Source organism: Bacillus sp. CCB-MMP212 (assembly GCF_022748145.1).
GTDB lineage: Bacteria > Bacillota > Bacilli > Bacillales > Bacillaceae_G > Bacillus_A > Bacillus_A cereus.
This window is the reverse complement of sequence record NZ_JALDQE010000006.1, coordinates 311146-328238: the sequence shown is the minus strand read 5'-3', so window position 1 is coordinate 328238 and position 17093 is coordinate 311146. Positions and strand designations below refer to the sequence as shown.

Here is a 17093-nt window from a genome sequence, read left to right as displayed (position 1 = left end):
AACTATAAGGAGGGAGTACCGAAATGGAAGAAAAGAAAGTGACGTGGTTAGAACTCTTTTATGATTTGTTATTTGTGGCGGCAGTGACGGCTGCGACTCATGTTTTACTTCATGTTGAAGATGGTCAAATCCATGCAGAGTATTTAGTAAAATTTGTCTTAATTTTTATTCCGATCTGGTGGGCTTGGGTAGGGCAAACCATCTTTGTTAACCGGTTTGGAAAAGATTTATTTCATCAAAGAATTTTTTTGATCCTGCAAATGTTTTTTGTCCTAATAATGACATCAAGCTTATCAGCTGATTTTGATCCTTATTATCTTTCTTTTTTAATTGGCTATATTGGCTTAAGGGTCGTGACTGCAATTCAATATCTTGTTGTCCAGCGTATAGAAGAGGGAGCTCGAAAAAAAGCAGCACTCTTTTTAGGAAGATATTTTTGGATTGGAATCGTTATTTCATTATTATCCGTCTTTTTTGATTCTTGGATTCGATATGCTGTGTTATATTTTGGGATTCTTATCGATATTATTGTCCCACTGCTTGGAAGGAAGTGTTTAGAAAAGGTTCCTACAAATACAGCCCACTTGTTAGAGAGATTTGGTCTATTTTCCATTATTCTCTTTGGGGAAGCTCTTGTAAGCACTCTTGTGGTCATTCAACCTAAACAAGGAAATTGGGATTCAATAAGCTTTGCGATCATTTCATTTATCCTCATTATTTCGATGTGGTGGCAATATTTCGATAACATGGAGAAGAAACTCGACAAGTCTAGACAAACTTCTGGTCAAATTATTATTTACGGTCATCTATTTATTTTAATGTCTTTGAGTATGGTTGCAGCATCCATTAGATTATTATTTTTACATGAGGTCTATTATTCTTTTATCTTATATTTTGTTTTTGGTTCTGTATTGCTCTATTTCCTGTCAACTACAATTGTTTTTCATCAATACAGGTTTGAACAACACCGCTTGAACATTTATCATTTGTGCTTGTTTTTAGGAATTTTAGCAGTCTTTTTTGTTATTAATTTAATTATAGTAGTGCCGAATATTGTGATAATAGGACAATTAACCTTATTTTTTATCGTCTATGCTAAATTAACAAGCACATAAATAAAAGAATCAAATAAATTAGTATCAAACTATAATACTGGTTTATATATATTGGTAAATTTTATATTTATATTAAATCTTATAATTCACGGTGACTCTGATGCAACTGTACCTTTTGAGTTAAGTGGAAACGCACATATGATTCCATTCCTGATAGTAAACTTGCTCTAATACAAGTTGTCCTCATGGATTAAACGCAACTCCTACAAAAGAATTTAATGAAGTATTATTAACATTTTAAAAGAATAATCTTTGAGGAACTACCAGAGGCGGTTCAACAGCAATATCAAGAATAATAACACGAATTTATCGATTAGGGTTTTCCAAAAAGAGTAGCGCTATGCCTAATCTTTTGGAAAACCTTCTTTACATAGTTTTTTTAGGTCTCTTAGGGGAATCGTCACAGTGCTATCAAGTTAAAAAATACATTCTTCCCATAAACGAAAAAACGAACTGAACTTCTATGGACAACTATGAAAGAATGAAATTTTCGTTTTGGGGATAATTCAAAATCTTAGGTTGATGGCGATGTGGCAGTACCCCAAATCCAACATCTCTAGCTAGATTCTGTAAGGTATTTGGTGATAAAAGACTCTTAATCTCCTGTGCAAATAATTGTAAGTCGTCAGATACAGAATTAGACATAAAAAAACGTCATCCTTTCCTATAATTCTACCGTAAGAATAACGTCTTTATGGCGATATGGTGGTATACCTACTTAATTTAGCTTATTCTCCATTTTCGGGGATTTGGGCAAAATTACCCCACAAAAAAACAGCGAACCCTTCGAATATGTGGGTTCGCCATTATAAATCATTTATTTCACGTCTAATTTTTCTTTCACCTTCCCAGGAAGCTCGTCTTTCTTCACCTCTTCCCAAGCAGTTACACCTTTTTTATCGGAGTGGAATACGCGTAAGAATGCTTCTTTACGAAGCTCTTTAAATCCATTAAATTTCACTGTTTTTTCATTACCATTTTCGTCAAATCCTTGTAATTCATAATTATACTCTGTGTATTTATTTCCTTCTTTAGATACCCCTGACTTTATTTTCGCATCAGTTGTAATTTGAACATAGTATTCATCTTTTCCCATACGATTCACATCGCAACCAACTAACATTGTAGCAAATACAACTAGAATACTAAAAAGTGTAATATATCTTTTCACGTCATTCACCTCATGTGTTTTTTATTATGCTGTTATCATAACCCCTTTTTATTTGAGAAGAAATTCAAGAACCTGACATGAAGATTACACTTTTGTAAGATAATAAAAAGACGACTACAACAGCTGCCTTTTTAATCAACATCATAACAATCACTTGCATTGTAGTCTAACATTTAAATAAACCAACCCATATAACACAAAAAAGAGGAGTCACCCTAAGGTGACTCCTTGCCTAAGATAACTCCCAAAATATAAGTTATACAACATCCTTAAAAAAATAAATAATTTACTCCGGTTGCTATGATAGAGAATCCCATAATAATTGCTATTACAATACTGTGACGTACACGATTCATAACGAAGATTGCAATATACTCTCGAATCATCGCATTTGGGCAATAATAGAAGGCTGTTTTTGAGCCAATTCCTTGGCTATTTAATCCTACTATTTTAGCGTATAATCCGGCGCGAAACACATGGAAGTTGTTTGTAGAAAAAATGCAGTTATACTGTGTTCCTTTTAATGATTCCATAATTCTCTTTGAAAAAAGCATATTTTGGTATGTTGTAGTAGAACGGTCCTCTTTTATTGTATTCTCTAGAGGAATCCTATTATTCACAGCATACTCCTGCATAGCTTTCGCTTCAGAAATATTTTCATCTGATCCTTGTCCACCAGAGAAAATAATCTTAGGTGGTGAGGAAACTGCTTCTTGTTTCTTATAAAATTCAATAGCTCTATTAATTCTGCTAGCTAAAAGTGACGTAACCTTAAATATTTAGAAATTTAAAAAGCCCCCTAATATTGTTAAAGGGGCTTTACTCATACGAATGATAATTTTTATAAATAATTGCTAAATAGTGAATTTACATAAATGCTTTTAGAAGCTCTTGAACTAATGGGATTGCTCCACCTATAAATTTTAAAACTGCCATTGCGATTTCCATATTATTTCCTCCTCTTTTGTTAGTACTGGGATGTGATTAAACTTTATACCCTTATTATAGTAAACGTTTACATTTGTAACAATACATTTCTTTATGCAATATTGCATATTTATACATTTTGACAATATTTAACCTCTATTAGTCATTCTTTAATGGTACCATAACGAAGTGAGAGTCTTTAAGGGTTCTCCTTAATAGGAGGAAATATGGAAAAAGTTCAAGGTATTTACAGTAATATAAAATTTAAAAGTTGGTTTAAACAAGTATTAGCTGTAGGAGGAATATTAGGATTCTGCTACTTGGTGTTATATGGTTTTTGTTTTTTAGTTGATATGTAAATATTATACAACAATACTAGTGGAGTTTTGCCTACAGAGGTAAGACTCTTTTATTGTACTTGAGATGAACAAACTACATACAATAGCTTTCAGGTTCTTCAAATTTCTCTGTATGGTTCTTTGTTCCTCTATGTTCTAGACCCACTATTTCCTATCATTGAATATAAATGAACTTCCATTTATATTGAAAATACAATTTTATTGATGAAAGATGTCTTTTTACTAGATACATATTAAAAAGAAAAGTATAAGTTGTATTCCATTTCGGTACAATCTTTTTATCTTTGAAAAGGACTTAAATCTTATTAATAGATTTGAGTCTTTTTTGTATACATCCATTTCTATATAACCATATAAATATAATATATTAAAAATAATTTAAATGCAAGAATACTTGTAGAGGAACCGCCAGCACTTCGAAAAAAACAAGCTAAGCCAAAAAATACAATAAGCTGCCCATATGGACAGCTTATTTACACAATTTTCTTTATGGGAAGTACACTTAAGGTCATTTTTAACTTAATAGGAGTCTAATATCTCAAGTTTCTTAGCTAATACCCAGCTATTTAGGCCTAAAGATGCATAAATATTGTAATAAAAATAATTCCCGTTTCTCAATGTTTCCTATAATTCTTTAGTATCTTCATAGAACATAGGCCAACCTTGCATTAAGATATTATATATATATTTCTTACTACAAATATGGACGGTATTATCCTTGTTGCAGTTTTAATTTTAATCAAGTCTATTGTAATTACACAGATTGAAATATCTATTCAATTTTAAAAATAGTAAAGGAAATGTATATAGACGGAATTGTTTCTAATAAAATGAGACCAAAAATATTTCAAAAGGTACCATTAATTATTTAATGCTTTAAAAATGCAATTTTGAACCTTTCGAAGCACTAAATTAGATAGATTTTAATAAACTTCGAACTTTGTCTGCATCAGGATCTCACAATTGAGCCTGAGTAATTAATCCTGTCAACATAGCAAAAGAGTCCTGATTGAAACAAACTCTTTTATGAGTTTTACAAGAGTAAACTTTTAAACATATAATTACATTTCTACTATTTATTTTACCACTTGTACAGATGCTGGTTTCCACCCCTGATTCTCTACCCAATCAATATTAACCTTATATTTTTTATTACTTTGTTTATCTCGTACATTACCGTAGGCTTTATTATTACCATTATTTCCAATAAAATCGAAAATCAATTGGCTCTCTGGAACATCAACAGCATAAGAGATTGCTTTTTTCATTTCACTCCAATCTACTGTTCCTTCTTTAAATTTCATATCAGGTTTCGCTCCTTGCTCTGTACCAATTGGCTTCCATGAAGGATTAGTTTGAGGGTCCTTTTCTTGAGATACCGTTTTTTCTTCCTCTTTATTCTCATTTCCGTTCGTTTTTACCGATTTTTCTACTTTTTGTTTCCCTTCTAACTGTGCTGCTTCTTTATCTTCAGTTTTCTTCTCTTCTATCTTTGCTGTTTCTTTATCTTCGGTTTTCTTCTCTTCTATCTTTGCTGTTTCTTTATCTTCAGTTTTCTTCTCTTCTATCTTTGCTGTTTCTTTATCTTCAGTTTTCTTCTCTTCTATCTTTGTTACTTTCTTTTCTTGAGCAATTGCTTTCGTTGATGTATTAGAAGGGGTAAACAATTGGTATGTCACTATACCAACTGTCACTAACACCAAAGTAAATGCAATATTAAAAATTGCCTTTTGACGACGATTCTGTTGTTTTTCTTGAAATCTGCTTACTTGTCCCATTCTTCAAACCTCCGTGTTTACTTTCTCCTCTACTCTTTATGTATTATCCCTAAAATTCTTAATATTTTTATTAAACAATAGAAATAAACTACACTTTCCATACAGGATTTCATATCATAATATAATTTGTGTTTTTTCAAGTATCTGACATATGTTATTCAAAATAGTTTAATACATTAAAAATTGATAAGCTTCTGCACTTAAGGAACCTTCAATTTTATTCAAAGGTGATTCCAATTACGTCCACATTAGATCTCCTGTAGAAAGCTTTTTAACAATTAAGCCTCTTCTTCCCTTATTTATAATTTTTAAATTAAATTTCCCTCTATAGTATAATAAAGATGTTTCGTTTTCTAATGGGGTATGTCGTAAAATCAAAAGAGATTTTATCTCTTTTACCTTCTTTTCAGAGTAAATTTCACCACTAGGAAATTCTATTATTCCTAATGTAATCTTTAATTCGCTCTCATCAAAAGTCCACTCTTTATTAAGTTCTCTTATCTTTTGTATAAAGCTTCTTTTGGTTTGTCCTATATAAAGCAATGTTACATTCTTAGCATATACTCTAGAGATTGCAAATATCCCCTTCTTAGAAGCTTCTTCCCTATTATAAAAGTCATTTATACTATACATGCCATACCACTTAATATGTACTGTTTCTATGAATCTCACCTCGTTTTTAGACAATATTATAATTTCTGAATGTTCAAATTATTATGGGTACATATGCTTGATTACTTGAATTATAAATTGTGCTTTTCAATAATACATTTTATTATTACTAATTTCAATAATGAAAAAAAATACAATACTATAGTTTAATTACAAAGCTGTATAAAAAACAAAGTGATGTCGTGCCACATATTTTCTTTTTTTACAATATCAAACTATCGCGAACAAAATTTTAAAAGTTATGGAATAAAAATACAATGTGTATGTACATACATTTCTATTAATTGAAGAAAAAGAGTAGAAATTTAATCTCTCTACCCTGTTAAAATTATTCAACTCCCAAAAAACTGTACATCTTCTAGAGATACTAATTTTCTAGTTTTGATGTTTTTATAGTGCTTGAGCGTGATATTATTCAAGTTTTTTCATTGAGAATGCATAAATACAAACAAAACCAGTAATACATCTTTTCTGTACCGTACTGGTTTTGTTTAAGATCATCTTAAATTATAGCTAGTTCACCGAGATTGCAAATTCCGATTTCGGTGCCCCAGCGAATACGATTGTTCCGTTCTTCGGAAGTTCCACCTTGTTATTGCCACTCACAATGGTGAAGTTGACGCAAACTCCCTTCTCATCATACACCGCAAATGAACCATTTGATGGCAGCGTCACGGTCATCCTTTTGTCTGTTGCCGCTTGTGGAATTGTAAACCATTTCGCATGCCCATTTGCATCCAACGTAACTTTGGATGATTGGCCTACATCAATTGGTTTTACATTAGATTCACTTACGTATAACAATCCAGCCATCTCCATATATTCATTGCCGCCTTCTGTATAGAAATGCGTTTCCGTCGTATCACGACCATTCATCACGGGTACTTGGATCTGATGCACCGCGGTGTTCGGACCTGTAATTTTTCTGCCATCCCAATAGCCTGCTGGGCCTTCCTTGCGAGTAATTTGAGTACTAAGATGTTTCGACTGAACAAGATATTGAATAGAACTAAATTTCTCGTTTACACGATAAAACTTGACACCTTCCCTCTTTGCCCATGCAGCAGCGGTTTTCTTCGAAAGCACGTTATCTTCTAGTTTCTCAGCTAAATAGTGGGTCATCACACTTTGCCCTAAACCTGGATGAGATTTATATGCGCTCTCCTTCAAATAAGTTCTTCCATTCTTCTCGGTTACGAAGTTGAGCTTGGAAGTACCCCCCTCATTAATAAAGCTTCCATCAGCAGTATATACATATTTTTCTTCTGGATTAGATGGTAAGAATAGTTCACCGTTCTTCGTAATTTCAATCTTGAAATGAGTTTCGCTATTACCATAAAATCCAGCTTTCTTTGCTACGCCTTGAGGCATTTTGACTTTGACCGGCTTACCAAAGGATTTGTTCGGCTTGATTTCCTTAATAATACCTTTTTCTTTAAGCGTAGCGAGCAGCAATTCAGTTGCCATTAGCTGATTTGTAGAGCTCCGTCCACCAGATGTCAATACAGCCGCTGCTATTTTCTGTTCCGGAAGCACGACTAATATAGCATGTTGCAATGCCGTATCGCCGCCCTTAGCCAAAGCTTTGATCCCATATTCACTGAATGGGTATAGTTTCACACTATCCCAGCCAAGACCATAGTTAAAAATATTCTCGCCAGCCCCCGGCCACATTCCTTTTTTATATTCCTCTTGCTCCATTGCCTTAACTACCTTATCAGAGAGGATTCCTTTTCCCTGTCCCATAAATAGTTGTGAGAATCGCACCATATCTTCTGCCGTGGAAGATATACCTCCCGTACCAATAACATTCACCGATTCAATTGGAAGTTGCCCTTGGTACGCCGGGTAATATAGTCCAGCCCGATTTTCATCCCTCCATTTGTCCTGCGGCGTTTTCGTATGATTCATTTTTAAAGGCCCTGTAAAGTTTTGATGTAGAAATTCAGTAAAGCTCATACCACTAACTCTTTCCACCAAAATTTCGGCCAGCGTAAAACCATCGTTACAGTATACCGAGAAAGCACCAGGGTCCGCCTTCAAGTTTTGATTTGACAATTGCTGTAACAAAGTATCATGGGCATAGGTATCATTATCGTTAAATAAAAATGCATTACCTAACGTAGAACCTTGCAATCCAGAGGAGTGATTCAATAACATACGCGGTGTAATACGTTTGTATCGACCGTCTTTCATCTTAAAATCAGGAACATAGCGGACAACAGGAGCATCCAAATCGACTTTCCCTTCATCGACCAATTTCATTACAGCCGCTGTTGCATACATTTTACTAACTGAACCAATCCCATATAAAGTATCTTTGGTTAGCGGCTTTTCCCCTTCCATATCGTTCTTGCCAGCCTGACCCGACAAAATAAGTTTTCCATTATCAATTAGTGCATACTGCACGCTAGCTGCCCCATGGGACTTCGTAAGTAGCTCCGCCTTCTCTGCTGCAATCTTCTTCAGTTCCTGACTAGCTACTTCTTCACCAGTTACAACAGTAGTCTTACTTTCAGAAAATGCTTTCGCTCCTGTTGGTAGAATCATAGTTACCACTAATGCAGTGGCTAACACACCAGTTAGCTTATTTTTCATCACGGATACCTCCTTAAATAATGGATCGTTTTCATCATTAATTTGTTTAACTATGAAACCATGATAAATTTTACCCGTTTTTACTTTTAGACTACTTGCTAAATTCAGCAAGTAAAATATTTTTAAAAGGATCAGGAGTATCAGCTTTAAGGCTGTTCAAATTGACTGCCAATGTATGCTTGCCTCCAAGTGTGCCTCCAGCAAAAGTTAAAAAGCCAGGAATGGTTCCTCCATGCCCCCATATCGATTCACCGTTTGAAAGCTTCATTTTGAAAATTCCAAGCCCGGAATCACCAAGCTCACCTACTCCTGTAGGGACTGTTGTAAGCATTTGCTTTAGTTGCTGTTCTTTCAATAACTTGCCCCCAAGTAAATAAGAAAAGAATTTGTTTAAATCATCAGCTGTAGAAATCATATCTCCGGCCGAGCTCCCCATACTTGGGTTATAATAAGTAACATCTTTTGTCTCACTTGCTCCGTCTAATTGGATATATCCGCGGGCATGCTTGGTTCCTGGAATGACGCTTGAATTTCCAGGTAAGAATGTATTCGCTAATTCAAGTGGTTCAATAATTCGATTTTCAATCTCTTCCGCATAGCTGTTCCCAGTTACTTTTTCAATAAGAATTCCTAGTAATACATATCCTGTATTTGAATACGACCAGCTCTTTCCTGGAGCAAAATCTGGAGGCATGGATATTCCCATCTTTACTAATCCTTCAGCAGTATAAGATTTTTTTGTATCCATCATATTAAAATCCTTTGACCTTGTGTAATTAGCGATACCACTTGTGTGATTCAATAATTGCCGGATAGTAATCTGTTTATCATCATATCCATTTCCTTGAATGACACCAGGCAACCATTTTTCAATAGAATCGTCTAAATTCAAGCGGTTTTCTCCTGCTAATTGAAGTACAACTGTTGCAGTGAACGTCTTTGTCACGCTGCCAATCCGAAAACGAAAATCTGTTTTCATTGCTTTCTTGTTACTCAGATCAGCTACACCAGCCGCATAACTCCATGTTTTTCCACCCTCAGAAGTTTTAGCAAGTATCCCTGGATATCCTAGTTTCAATGTATCCCGCATTGCCTCTTTGACGGAATTACGGTCTCTTTGAGTGCTTGTTTGTAACGAGTTAGATACATTTTGAATGGACTCCGCTTTTACACTTGAGGTTAGAGGTGTATAAAACAGGGAACCTCCAGTTATTAATAGAGCTAAACCTGTACATGTAATTTGGCGATGCTTTTTCATCAAAATATTCCTCTCCCCTATTCATATTGTATAAATGGTTATTTGCTGTTTGGAACTAATCACACAGCTTTCTTCTTACCCCACTGCAAAAGGACGACATTGAATCTGTAATGTCTCTTTTCCTCCAAACAAGTCTTATTAATTGATTTGTTTTTTATAGAAATATATAGTATTTTTCTCCTCTCACTCTTCTTTACATTTTCATCTTACACAATGAAAATCTCTTTTTTCTTACCTCTTCCTTACAAATTCCTTACGTTCAAAATCACTTTTATAATTGATTGTTTTTTATGTGAGCCCCCTCACCATCAATTTAAGAATTAAAAAAGGAGGGGATTATCCCCCCTCCTTTTTACGCTTGCTCCGACTGTCGGAATTATTTAATATAACCACGATTCAATTTAGTTAACTTTTCATTGATGTTAAAAATTCTTACTCTAATATCTTTAACACCAGCTGCTTCAAGTCTGTTCTTGTGCATTTCCGCGTATTTTTCAGCATCTTGTTTCTCTTCAAATACATAAATGCCTCCAGCTTCTTTTGTTTCTTCATTCTCAGTCCATATTTTCCAGTGGAATCCTTCTTCTTCGTTAATACTATTTGCTAAATCCCAAAATCCTTTTTCCATTTCTTCACCAAAAGGACCTTCAAACGGAAAATCAACTTGTAATAAATATGCCATTTTCACTCACTCCTATTTTTAATATAAAATTCTTCCCATTCTTTTACTATGATTCGAATGATAGTAATGTCTAAATTCGTATTGCTATTATTATTCAAGCACTAATTGGAGAATCCCCCTATTTGTAACATAATCACAAAACGATAGTAACTTGAACGCATAAAGTGAAAGTTTAATAGTTTTCAGTTATGTTAAAAAAATATGATACAAACTTACCCCTAAACTAAGGACAAACAAAACAAGCGCAGGTATTGCTTTCTTAAAAGGATCTCTCGCTAATACAATTAGAGTTAATGCGGCTGCAAGCATCGTACCGCCTAATAACAATCCTGCCCATAAAGCTACTACTGGAATCCAGATTCCTATCAACATTCCAATCGCTCCTACAATCTCAAAAGCTCCAGTTAAGAAATTAAAAAACGAAGGTAAACCAAATCGTTTGAACTCATCTGCCATTTTCCCGGATATAATTTTCGTTCCTGTCATTAAAAAGAACAGAAACAACACTACTTTTACAATATTGATGAAAATTAAAATAGTAATCACACCTTTCTTATTATTTGATAAAAAATCAGTATTGTTCAGGTAGTAGTCACTACCTTTACCCTATTTCCTGAGATTACCCGCATGGAAGTCGCTTCCATTTACATTACCCTTTTCCATATTAAAGGGCTAAAAATTACATGCTATAGCATATATAATACGGAAATTTGACTGGTACTAGGCAAAAAAGTGAACCTGAATCAAATATGATACAAAATAAAGTTATCTTCCCATTCGTCCAAACAAACAGAAATTATATGCTGCAGCATATATAATATCTAAAACAAAGTTTGTTCCTTATGAATAGCATAGCATCAATAAGGAACAAATATTAATAGTGTGTATCATACAATTTGTTTAATAACGATTGTAATACTTTAATTTCTTCCTCGCTCAAATTACTCGTAACAAAATGGTGAGCGTCTTTCACTACAGGCAAGATTGTTTTCTTTAATTCGTCACCTTTTTCAGTTAAAAAAAGGTTATGTGAACGCCTATCTTGGTCATTCAAAGCCTTCTTTACAATCCCTTTTCTCTCCATTGACTGTATCATTCTAACAACAGTAGTTTGATCTTTATCAATAGCTTCCGCCAACTCTTTTTGAGTAGTGCTCCTTTGGCTACAAAGAACACTAATGATCCCCCACTGCTCTGGCGTAACTCCATAAGGCTTTAATTTCTTCGTAAAATAATTGGTCATTTTCACATCAGTACGATGAACAAGATAGCCTATTAAATCATGTAAGTTCATATATCACCTCTATAAATTAAGATATAAAAGGATATAGCATACCAGTCAATCATTCACAATGAATGTATTTGTTTCAACATATATATGCTATGGCACATATATTAAAGTAGATTATTTTAATTGTCAAATGATTTACCTATTATTTTTCAAAAACAAAATCGCCTCCTTAGATTATAGAAGGAATGACTAATTTGACGTATCTCTCTGACGATTTCTCCCCTGTCGTTTTATGATATTCTAATAACATTTGATAAAATATGGTATCGACAAATAGTCAAACACCTTTAAAGATACCTCGTCCAGTTCTTGCTGTTACAAGATAAACAGCATATAATCCGTTAACCACCCACATTAGCAACGAAAACATAAAGAAAAGGCATTCCAAATATGAAACACCCTCTTTCGTTTTATAAAACCATCCAACACGCTGAACTTTTCAATTTAATATAATCACTCGTTTAACTAAAGAAATTGATTACATGCATAACGCTCTTCTCACTTTTCTTGCAAAATTTAGTGGATCATCAACGTCTTCGATATTAACGTAAATCAAATTTGGATCATCACATAACCACTCATTGTGTATAGACGAAACGATTATTCCTTGTTTAATAATTGTCGCCACAAATTCAGTGACTTCTTTTTGTAAGAGTGCTACTCGGCCTAGGCATAATGCCCGTCCAGTTTTATTGTCTCGTGATTCGAATGAAAAGGAAGTTGTTACTCTAAAACGTTTTCCTAAGATTGTTGCTCGTATTTCATCCCTGTTTATTGTTGCCACGCATTTCCCACCGGCGAATCCTTCTTGCCCGCCGATAATTCTTGCAAACTGTTGACAAATTAATTCATCATTAAACGCCATACCTTTAATCATCCCCCTTTTACTGTTAGGTTATGAATGAATACATAGGTCTGAAACGGTAATGAATCTAATCTATTAAAAAAATGATGGCAATCTACCGAGAGCTATTAGCTCAATTATTCTTGATTATTTAAATTAACTCAGCTATATATTAAGACATTTTTAAAAAGCATAAAAAAGACACCTTAAGGTGCCATTCTCCGATTTGAGAATCATATCTATGTATGGAGAAATTTAGAAAAGAGAAGCTTCTAACTATAATTTATAGAGCTCTTATGCCATGAATTACTTACATATTTCCTTATTTACCAGAAGAAGAATCTCAGTTACATTATTTTCTGATCAGTCTCGTTAAAGCCATCCCAAGAAATCCAATGCCCATTCCTATTAGCCATCCAGTTTGGGCATTACCTAACATAGATCCCACTCCTCCACCAAGAAACATACAGCCAACGAATACTAATCCTCCAATTCCCCAATTCGGCCGTTCCATAATTCAATCACATCCTTTCAATAAAACATATGCGATTAGCTCCCTCAACTTTCTTCCATAGGATAGTTCATTATTTTGCTTAGGTTTAGCACTTCAGGGCATTCAAAAGATGCGAAGCTTGAGTCATTTATATAGATTGTAGAAGTATGGAGATTTTCCACATTTTAAAATAGTAAAGTATAAACATGAAAAAACTCCTAACAAATTTTGTTCGGAGTTTTTTCAAATACGCGATATTTATTTAATCTTCATTATTGAGTTCTATTGTACCTGTTCTAGCACTAACTTTTAAAATATTTAACAGATTATCAGGTGTCTTGATTTCCACTTCATATTCAAATTTTGATTGTGCTAAGTTGTCATCTTCTAATTCGAATTCTTTTTTCACATTAATAATTTCTCCATTTGTATGAGCTAAAGAAATTTCACGAACTTGTTTCTCTGTGTAGTTTTCATTCTTTTTTGCATAATTGTAACCCATACCATAATATCCACCAACAATAGCAATACCACTTACTAAAATAGCAATTACACTTATAATTATTTTCTTTTTATGTTTTAACATTTTCATCCACTCCTTAATGATTAATCATCTATTCCAAATCTTGCTTCAAGTGCATTTTCTGCTTGCTCTAATTGATCTTCTAGTATATCGTGTTCTTTTTCTTGCGTTTGATATTGTTCAACAGTTATCGTTCCAGCGCGATAATCTGCTTCTAGCTGATTATCAGATAGATCTATCTTGTCATCCAATTGGTCAATTTCTTTTTTTGCTGCTAAGTACGTATTTAAGTTTTCTTCTTTTGCTCCAACTGGTTTTGTTTTATTTGCCTTTTCTACAATAGATGTGACTTCGTTTTTGAAATCTTGTATTTGCTTCTTATCATTTGTAGCAGCTTGTGTTTTGTTTGGTTCTTGTTGTAGTTGAGCGACTTCTTTTTGCAATTTATCATTTTCCACTTTCAGTTGTTGTACTTCTGTATTGTTATCAGCTTGAGTAGAACAAGCTGATAACAATACACAGGACATTGCTCCAATCAGCATCCATTTTCCCATTCTGTTTTCCTCCCTTTACATGTGCACCTTATCCTTGCCTTTATATTACCGAACAAACATTAAAGGAAGATTAATGTACAAAAAAATAAAGTGAAGGCTTTTACAGGCAGTTAATCCCTACCTAACTCCCTCGCATTCACCGAATTTTGAGGGAGTAGTCTTACTGCCCGTTAATGCGGGATAAAATGATATAATTAACTAGTTTCTAATCTTTCTTTAATGTTTTGGAATTATAGTGATACATATTAATAAGAAGAAAAGGAGAATGTTAATGCGAGTTCTTATTGTCGAAGATGAACAAGACTTACAAAATATATTGGTGAAACGATTAAATGCAGAACATTATAGTGTCGATGCATGTGGGAATGGAGAAGATGCCCTGGATTATATAAACATGGCTACCTACGATTTGATTGTCCTTGACATTATGATTCCCGGAATAGATGGTTTACGCGTATTACAAAGATTACGCGCGGACAATAATGCAACTCCTGTCTTGCTTCTTACAGCTAAAGATACAATTGATGATCGTGTAACAGGACTCGACTTAGGTGCGGATGATTATTTAGTAAAGCCGTTTGCTTTTGATGAACTGTTAGCAAGAATTCGAGTGTTAATGCGAAGAAAAACAGGAAATACATCTAATGTATTTGAAATCGCTGACCTAGTGGTAGATTGCAATATGCATAAAGTAACAAGAGGAGACCAAGTTATCACTCTTTCCAGTAAAGAATTTGCTATTTTAGAATATATGATTCGTAATAAAGAAGTTGTGCTGACACGAGATAAAATTGAGCAACATGTGTGGAATTACGACTATGAAGGCGGATCGAATATTATTGATGTTTACGTCCGCTATCTTCGTAAAAAAATTGATAGCCAGTTTGAAACGAAGTTAATTCATACAGTGCGCGGAACTGGTTACGTATTGCGAGTAGAATCATGAAAAGACTATCAATAAAAATGAGAGTGACCCTGTGGTATACGGGGCTAATTGTAATTATTATGGCACTCGTGTTAGCTTTTATTTTAACTTCTTCAGATAAAGTTTTGCTTTTTAATATGAAAGATCAATTAAAGAGCACAGTAAAAGAAAGCATGGAAGATATCGAATATAAGCATGGGCAGTTAAAGATTGACGATGATTTTGAAACCTTAGAAGATGGAGTAAATCTTAGTATTTATAGTAAACAAGGTGAGCTGTTGGTAGGACATAGTCCAACAAGCTTTAATAAAAAGATATCGCTTAAATCCGATGAAATACAAACCATTAAAGACGGCAATAAAGAATGGATAGTATATGATTTTCTCCATAATGCAGGCGGCGATGAGCAAGTCTGGGTTCGTGGAATAATGACTATGAACCAATTATCCTCAACGATGAATACGCTTATCGTGGTAACAATCATCTCATTCCCATTACTTATTCTTATTGCGGCATTCGGAGGATATTTTATTACGCAAAGGGCGTTTCGACCTGTGCAACAAATGAGTGATTCCGCCAGTAAAATTGGTGATGGTAAAGACCTTTCGAAGAGAATTAATTTACAAGGTTCACCGAAAGACGAAATGTATCATTTAGCACAAACCTTTGACAAAATGTTTGAGCGATTGGAGACATCATTTGAAAGTGAAAAACAATTTACATCTGACGCATCTCATGAATTAAGAACACCAACATCTGTTATTATTTCACAATGCGAATACGCTTTATCGCAGAGGAATAACCCGAAAGAAATGGAAGAATCGTTAGAAGTAATTTTAAAGCAATCACGTAAAATGTCCGCTCTAATCTCACAACTTTTATTATTAGCAAGAGCTGACCAAGGAAACCATAATACTTTCCAATTTGAATGTATCAATATGAGTGAATTAACGGAAATCGTTGTAGAAGAACTTTCATTAATGGTTCAAGAAGCTTCGATTGAATTAACAACTAATATAGAGGAAGACCTGTTTATTAAAGCAGATCAAACATTGATGATGCGTTTATTAATGAATTTACTAACGAATGCGATTGCTTATAGTAAAGCGAGCGGAACTGTGAATATGCAACTATTCCGTGATGAAACCAACATAATAGGTAAAGTCTCCGATAATGGCATAGGCATCAGCGAGCAACATATTACTAAAATATGGGACCGCTTCTATCGAATTGATGCAGCACGCACATCTTCAAACATCGGAAACACAGGTTTAGGATTGTCGATGGTAAAATGGATTGTCGAACTACACGGAGGAGAAATTACAGTTGAAAGTGAATTAGGAGAAGGCAGTACTTTTACATTTAAACTACCAATTGAAAAAAGAGCATAATTTATGCGTGTCTGTAGCTTCAGAATAAAGATTGATTCAAAGGCTCTCTACAATCCTTATGTAAAAATAACTGACGCATTTTAAACATCAACGATTTTATCATTTTGGACAACCTTTTCTGTTAAATTAATGTGGATGCGAAAAAAACTATCGAAATAAAACCCCAGAAATCCAACGGTCTCTGGGGCTTCATTATATATTTAGCTCTTTTTGCTTTTTGTTTTGTTTATGTCTATACAGTAACTTTCGACTTATTAGAGAAATCACTAATAAGGTCAGAATTAATAAGATAAGTTGCATAAATGATAAATCAAAATATTTAGCACCTGTAACGATTAAAAGTGTAGAAATCGTGCCTTTTACAACGAAAAAAATAATAACCCATAACCCGCCTTTTTTCCAGTTCATTTTATATTACCCTTTCCTACGTTTAAATTCTTAAAATATTTAATGATAGTTCGTAAATATGACAACTTAATAGAAATCTATTATATTAACAAAAATTCATGTCT

17 protein-coding genes and 2 pseudogenes are annotated in these 17093 nt (G+C 33.8%); 4 read left to right on the top strand and 15 right to left on the bottom strand.

Annotated features, from left to right (window positions below; all coding sequences use genetic code 11):
- Positions 1-23 precede the first annotated feature (23 nt).
- Entirely contained in the window at positions 24-1115 is a 1092-nt protein-coding gene (locus MRP26_RS19090; RefSeq protein ID WP_053564027.1) for a low temperature requirement protein A, read from the top strand.
- Between the two features lie 817 nt (positions 1116-1932).
- Here MRP26_RS19090 and MRP26_RS19080 read toward each other — a convergent pair.
- From MRP26_RS19080 to MRP26_RS30935, 3 genes and pseudogenes are all read right to left on the bottom strand, one after another.
- On the bottom strand, positions 1933-2286 hold the full coding sequence (locus MRP26_RS19080) for a YxeA family protein (RefSeq protein WP_000833211.1): 354 nt from the start codon (positions 2284-2286) through the stop codon (positions 1933-1935).
- Positions 2287-2555: 269 nt separating this feature from the next.
- Positions 2556-3059, bottom strand: a pseudogene (locus MRP26_RS19075) (YdcF family protein); the annotation flags it as partial.
- Positions 3060-3153: 94 nt separating this feature from the next.
- Positions 3154-3341 (bottom strand): annotated as a pseudogene (locus MRP26_RS30935) (hypothetical protein).
- A 99-nt stretch (positions 3342-3440) separates the two neighbouring features.
- Between MRP26_RS30935 and MRP26_RS30790 the strand changes: the two are divergent.
- The gene (locus tag MRP26_RS30790; protein ID WP_000416933.1) at positions 3441-3572 is read left to right on the top strand and encodes a hypothetical protein; all 132 of its coding nucleotides are present in this window, start codon (positions 3441-3443) and stop codon (positions 3570-3572) included.
- A gap of 1076 nt (positions 3573-4648) precedes the next feature.
- Here MRP26_RS30790 and MRP26_RS19070 read toward each other — a convergent pair.
- From MRP26_RS19070 to MRP26_RS19020, 11 genes are all read right to left on the bottom strand, one after another.
- Positions 4649-5350: a YrrS family protein gene (locus MRP26_RS19070; RefSeq protein ID WP_197235374.1), complete on the bottom strand. Its 702-nt coding sequence runs from the start codon at positions 5348-5350 to the stop codon at positions 4649-4651.
- 237 nt (positions 5351-5587) lie between these two features.
- Positions 5588-6022 carry a hypothetical protein gene (locus tag MRP26_RS19065; protein ID WP_002094078.1) on the bottom strand — a complete coding sequence of 145 codons (435 nt, stop codon included), beginning with the start codon at positions 6020-6022 and terminating at the stop codon, positions 5588-5590.
- A 513-nt stretch (positions 6023-6535) separates the two neighbouring features.
- Positions 6536-8620 carry a serine hydrolase domain-containing protein gene (locus MRP26_RS19060; RefSeq protein ID WP_000791785.1) on the bottom strand — a complete coding sequence of 695 codons (2085 nt, stop codon included), beginning with the start codon at positions 8618-8620 and terminating at the stop codon, positions 6536-6538.
- Between the two features lie 91 nt (positions 8621-8711).
- Entirely contained in the window at positions 8712-9878 is a 1167-nt protein-coding gene (locus tag MRP26_RS19055) for a serine hydrolase domain-containing protein (protein ID WP_088024239.1), read from the bottom strand.
- A gap of 376 nt (positions 9879-10254) precedes the next feature.
- Positions 10255-10560: a monooxygenase gene (locus MRP26_RS19050; RefSeq protein ID WP_000323765.1), complete on the bottom strand. Its 306-nt coding sequence runs from the start codon at positions 10558-10560 to the stop codon at positions 10255-10257.
- A gap of 186 nt (positions 10561-10746) precedes the next feature.
- On the bottom strand, positions 10747-11103 hold the full coding sequence (locus MRP26_RS19045; protein ID WP_088054153.1) for a DoxX family protein: 357 nt from the start codon (positions 11101-11103) through the stop codon (positions 10747-10749).
- 331 nt (positions 11104-11434) lie between these two features.
- Entirely contained in the window at positions 11435-11854 is a 420-nt protein-coding gene (locus MRP26_RS19040; protein WP_001048563.1) for a MarR family winged helix-turn-helix transcriptional regulator, read from the bottom strand.
- A gap of 475 nt (positions 11855-12329) precedes the next feature.
- A complete protein-coding gene (locus MRP26_RS19035; protein ID WP_000589728.1) occupies positions 12330-12728 on the bottom strand; it encodes a DUF1259 domain-containing protein in 399 nt (132 codons plus the stop codon).
- Positions 12729-13047: 319 nt separating this feature from the next.
- Positions 13048-13209 (bottom strand): hypothetical protein, encoded by a 162-nt coding sequence (locus tag MRP26_RS19030; RefSeq protein ID WP_179118707.1) that lies wholly within the window; start codon positions 13207-13209, stop codon positions 13048-13050.
- Between the two features lie 241 nt (positions 13210-13450).
- Positions 13451-13774, bottom strand: a complete 324-nt coding sequence (locus MRP26_RS19025; RefSeq protein WP_000912131.1) for a PepSY domain-containing protein — start codon at positions 13772-13774, stop codon at positions 13451-13453.
- Between the two features lie 20 nt (positions 13775-13794).
- On the bottom strand, positions 13795-14265 hold the full coding sequence (locus MRP26_RS19020) for a hypothetical protein (RefSeq protein WP_197241666.1): 471 nt from the start codon (positions 14263-14265) through the stop codon (positions 13795-13797).
- A 271-nt stretch (positions 14266-14536) separates the two neighbouring features.
- On the opposite strand from MRP26_RS19020, the gene MRP26_RS19015 reads away from it, so the two are divergent.
- Both MRP26_RS19015 and MRP26_RS19010 read left to right on the top strand, forming a co-directional pair.
- The gene (locus tag MRP26_RS19015) at positions 14537-15211 is read left to right on the top strand and encodes a response regulator transcription factor (protein WP_001264528.1); all 675 of its coding nucleotides are present in this window, start codon (positions 14537-14539) and stop codon (positions 15209-15211) included.
- Entirely contained in the window at positions 15208-16581 is a 1374-nt protein-coding gene (locus MRP26_RS19010) for a sensor histidine kinase (protein WP_098679694.1), read from the top strand. The genes MRP26_RS19015 and MRP26_RS19010 overlap by 4 nt, the downstream gene beginning before the upstream one ends.
- A gap of 192 nt (positions 16582-16773) precedes the next feature.
- On the opposite strand, the gene MRP26_RS19005 is transcribed toward MRP26_RS19010, so the two are convergent.
- Positions 16774-16989 (bottom strand): hypothetical protein, encoded by a 216-nt coding sequence (locus MRP26_RS19005; RefSeq protein ID WP_001104104.1) that lies wholly within the window; start codon positions 16987-16989, stop codon positions 16774-16776.
- Positions 16990-17093: the final 104 nt, after the last annotated feature.

What these genes read in the sequence shown, in the direction of transcription:
- MRP26_RS19050 (WP_000323765.1), bottom strand. Translation starts at nt 10,560, where the DNA reads ATGGCATATTTATTACAAGTTGATTTTCCGTTTGAAGGTCCTTTTGGT.
- MRP26_RS19055 (WP_088024239.1), bottom strand. Translation starts at nt 9,878, where the DNA reads ATGAAAAAGCATCGCCAAATTACATGTACAGGTTTAGCTCTATTAATA.
- MRP26_RS19020 (WP_197241666.1), bottom strand. Translation starts at nt 14,265, where the DNA reads ATGGGAAAATGGATGCTGATTGGAGCAATGTCCTGTGTATTGTTATCA.
- MRP26_RS19030 (WP_179118707.1), bottom strand. Translation starts at nt 13,209, where the DNA reads ATGGAACGGCCGAATTGGGGAATTGGAGGATTAGTATTCGTTGGCTGT.
- MRP26_RS19040 (WP_001048563.1), bottom strand. Translation starts at nt 11,854, where the DNA reads ATGAACTTACATGATTTAATAGGCTATCTTGTTCATCGTACTGATGTG.
- MRP26_RS19025 (WP_000912131.1), bottom strand. Translation starts at nt 13,774, where the DNA reads ATGTTAAAACATAAAAAGAAAATAATTATAAGTGTAATTGCTATTTTA.
- MRP26_RS19090 (WP_053564027.1), top strand. Translation starts at nt 24, where the DNA reads ATGGAAGAAAAGAAAGTGACGTGGTTAGAACTCTTTTATGATTTGTTA.
- MRP26_RS19060 (WP_000791785.1), bottom strand. Translation starts at nt 8,620, where the DNA reads ATGAAAAATAAGCTAACTGGTGTGTTAGCCACTGCATTAGTGGTAACT.
- MRP26_RS19010 (WP_098679694.1), top strand. Translation starts at nt 15,208, where the DNA reads ATGAAAAGACTATCAATAAAAATGAGAGTGACCCTGTGGTATACGGGG.
- MRP26_RS19070 (WP_197235374.1), bottom strand. Translation starts at nt 5,350, where the DNA reads ATGGGACAAGTAAGCAGATTTCAAGAAAAACAACAGAATCGTCGTCAA.
- MRP26_RS19035 (WP_000589728.1), bottom strand. Translation starts at nt 12,728, where the DNA reads ATGATTAAAGGTATGGCGTTTAATGATGAATTAATTTGTCAACAGTTT.
- MRP26_RS30790 (WP_000416933.1), top strand. Translation starts at nt 3,441, where the DNA reads ATGGAAAAAGTTCAAGGTATTTACAGTAATATAAAATTTAAAAGTTGG.
- MRP26_RS19015 (WP_001264528.1), top strand. Translation starts at nt 14,537, where the DNA reads ATGCGAGTTCTTATTGTCGAAGATGAACAAGACTTACAAAATATATTG.
- MRP26_RS19005 (WP_001104104.1), bottom strand. Translation starts at nt 16,989, where the DNA reads ATGAACTGGAAAAAAGGCGGGTTATGGGTTATTATTTTTTTCGTTGTA.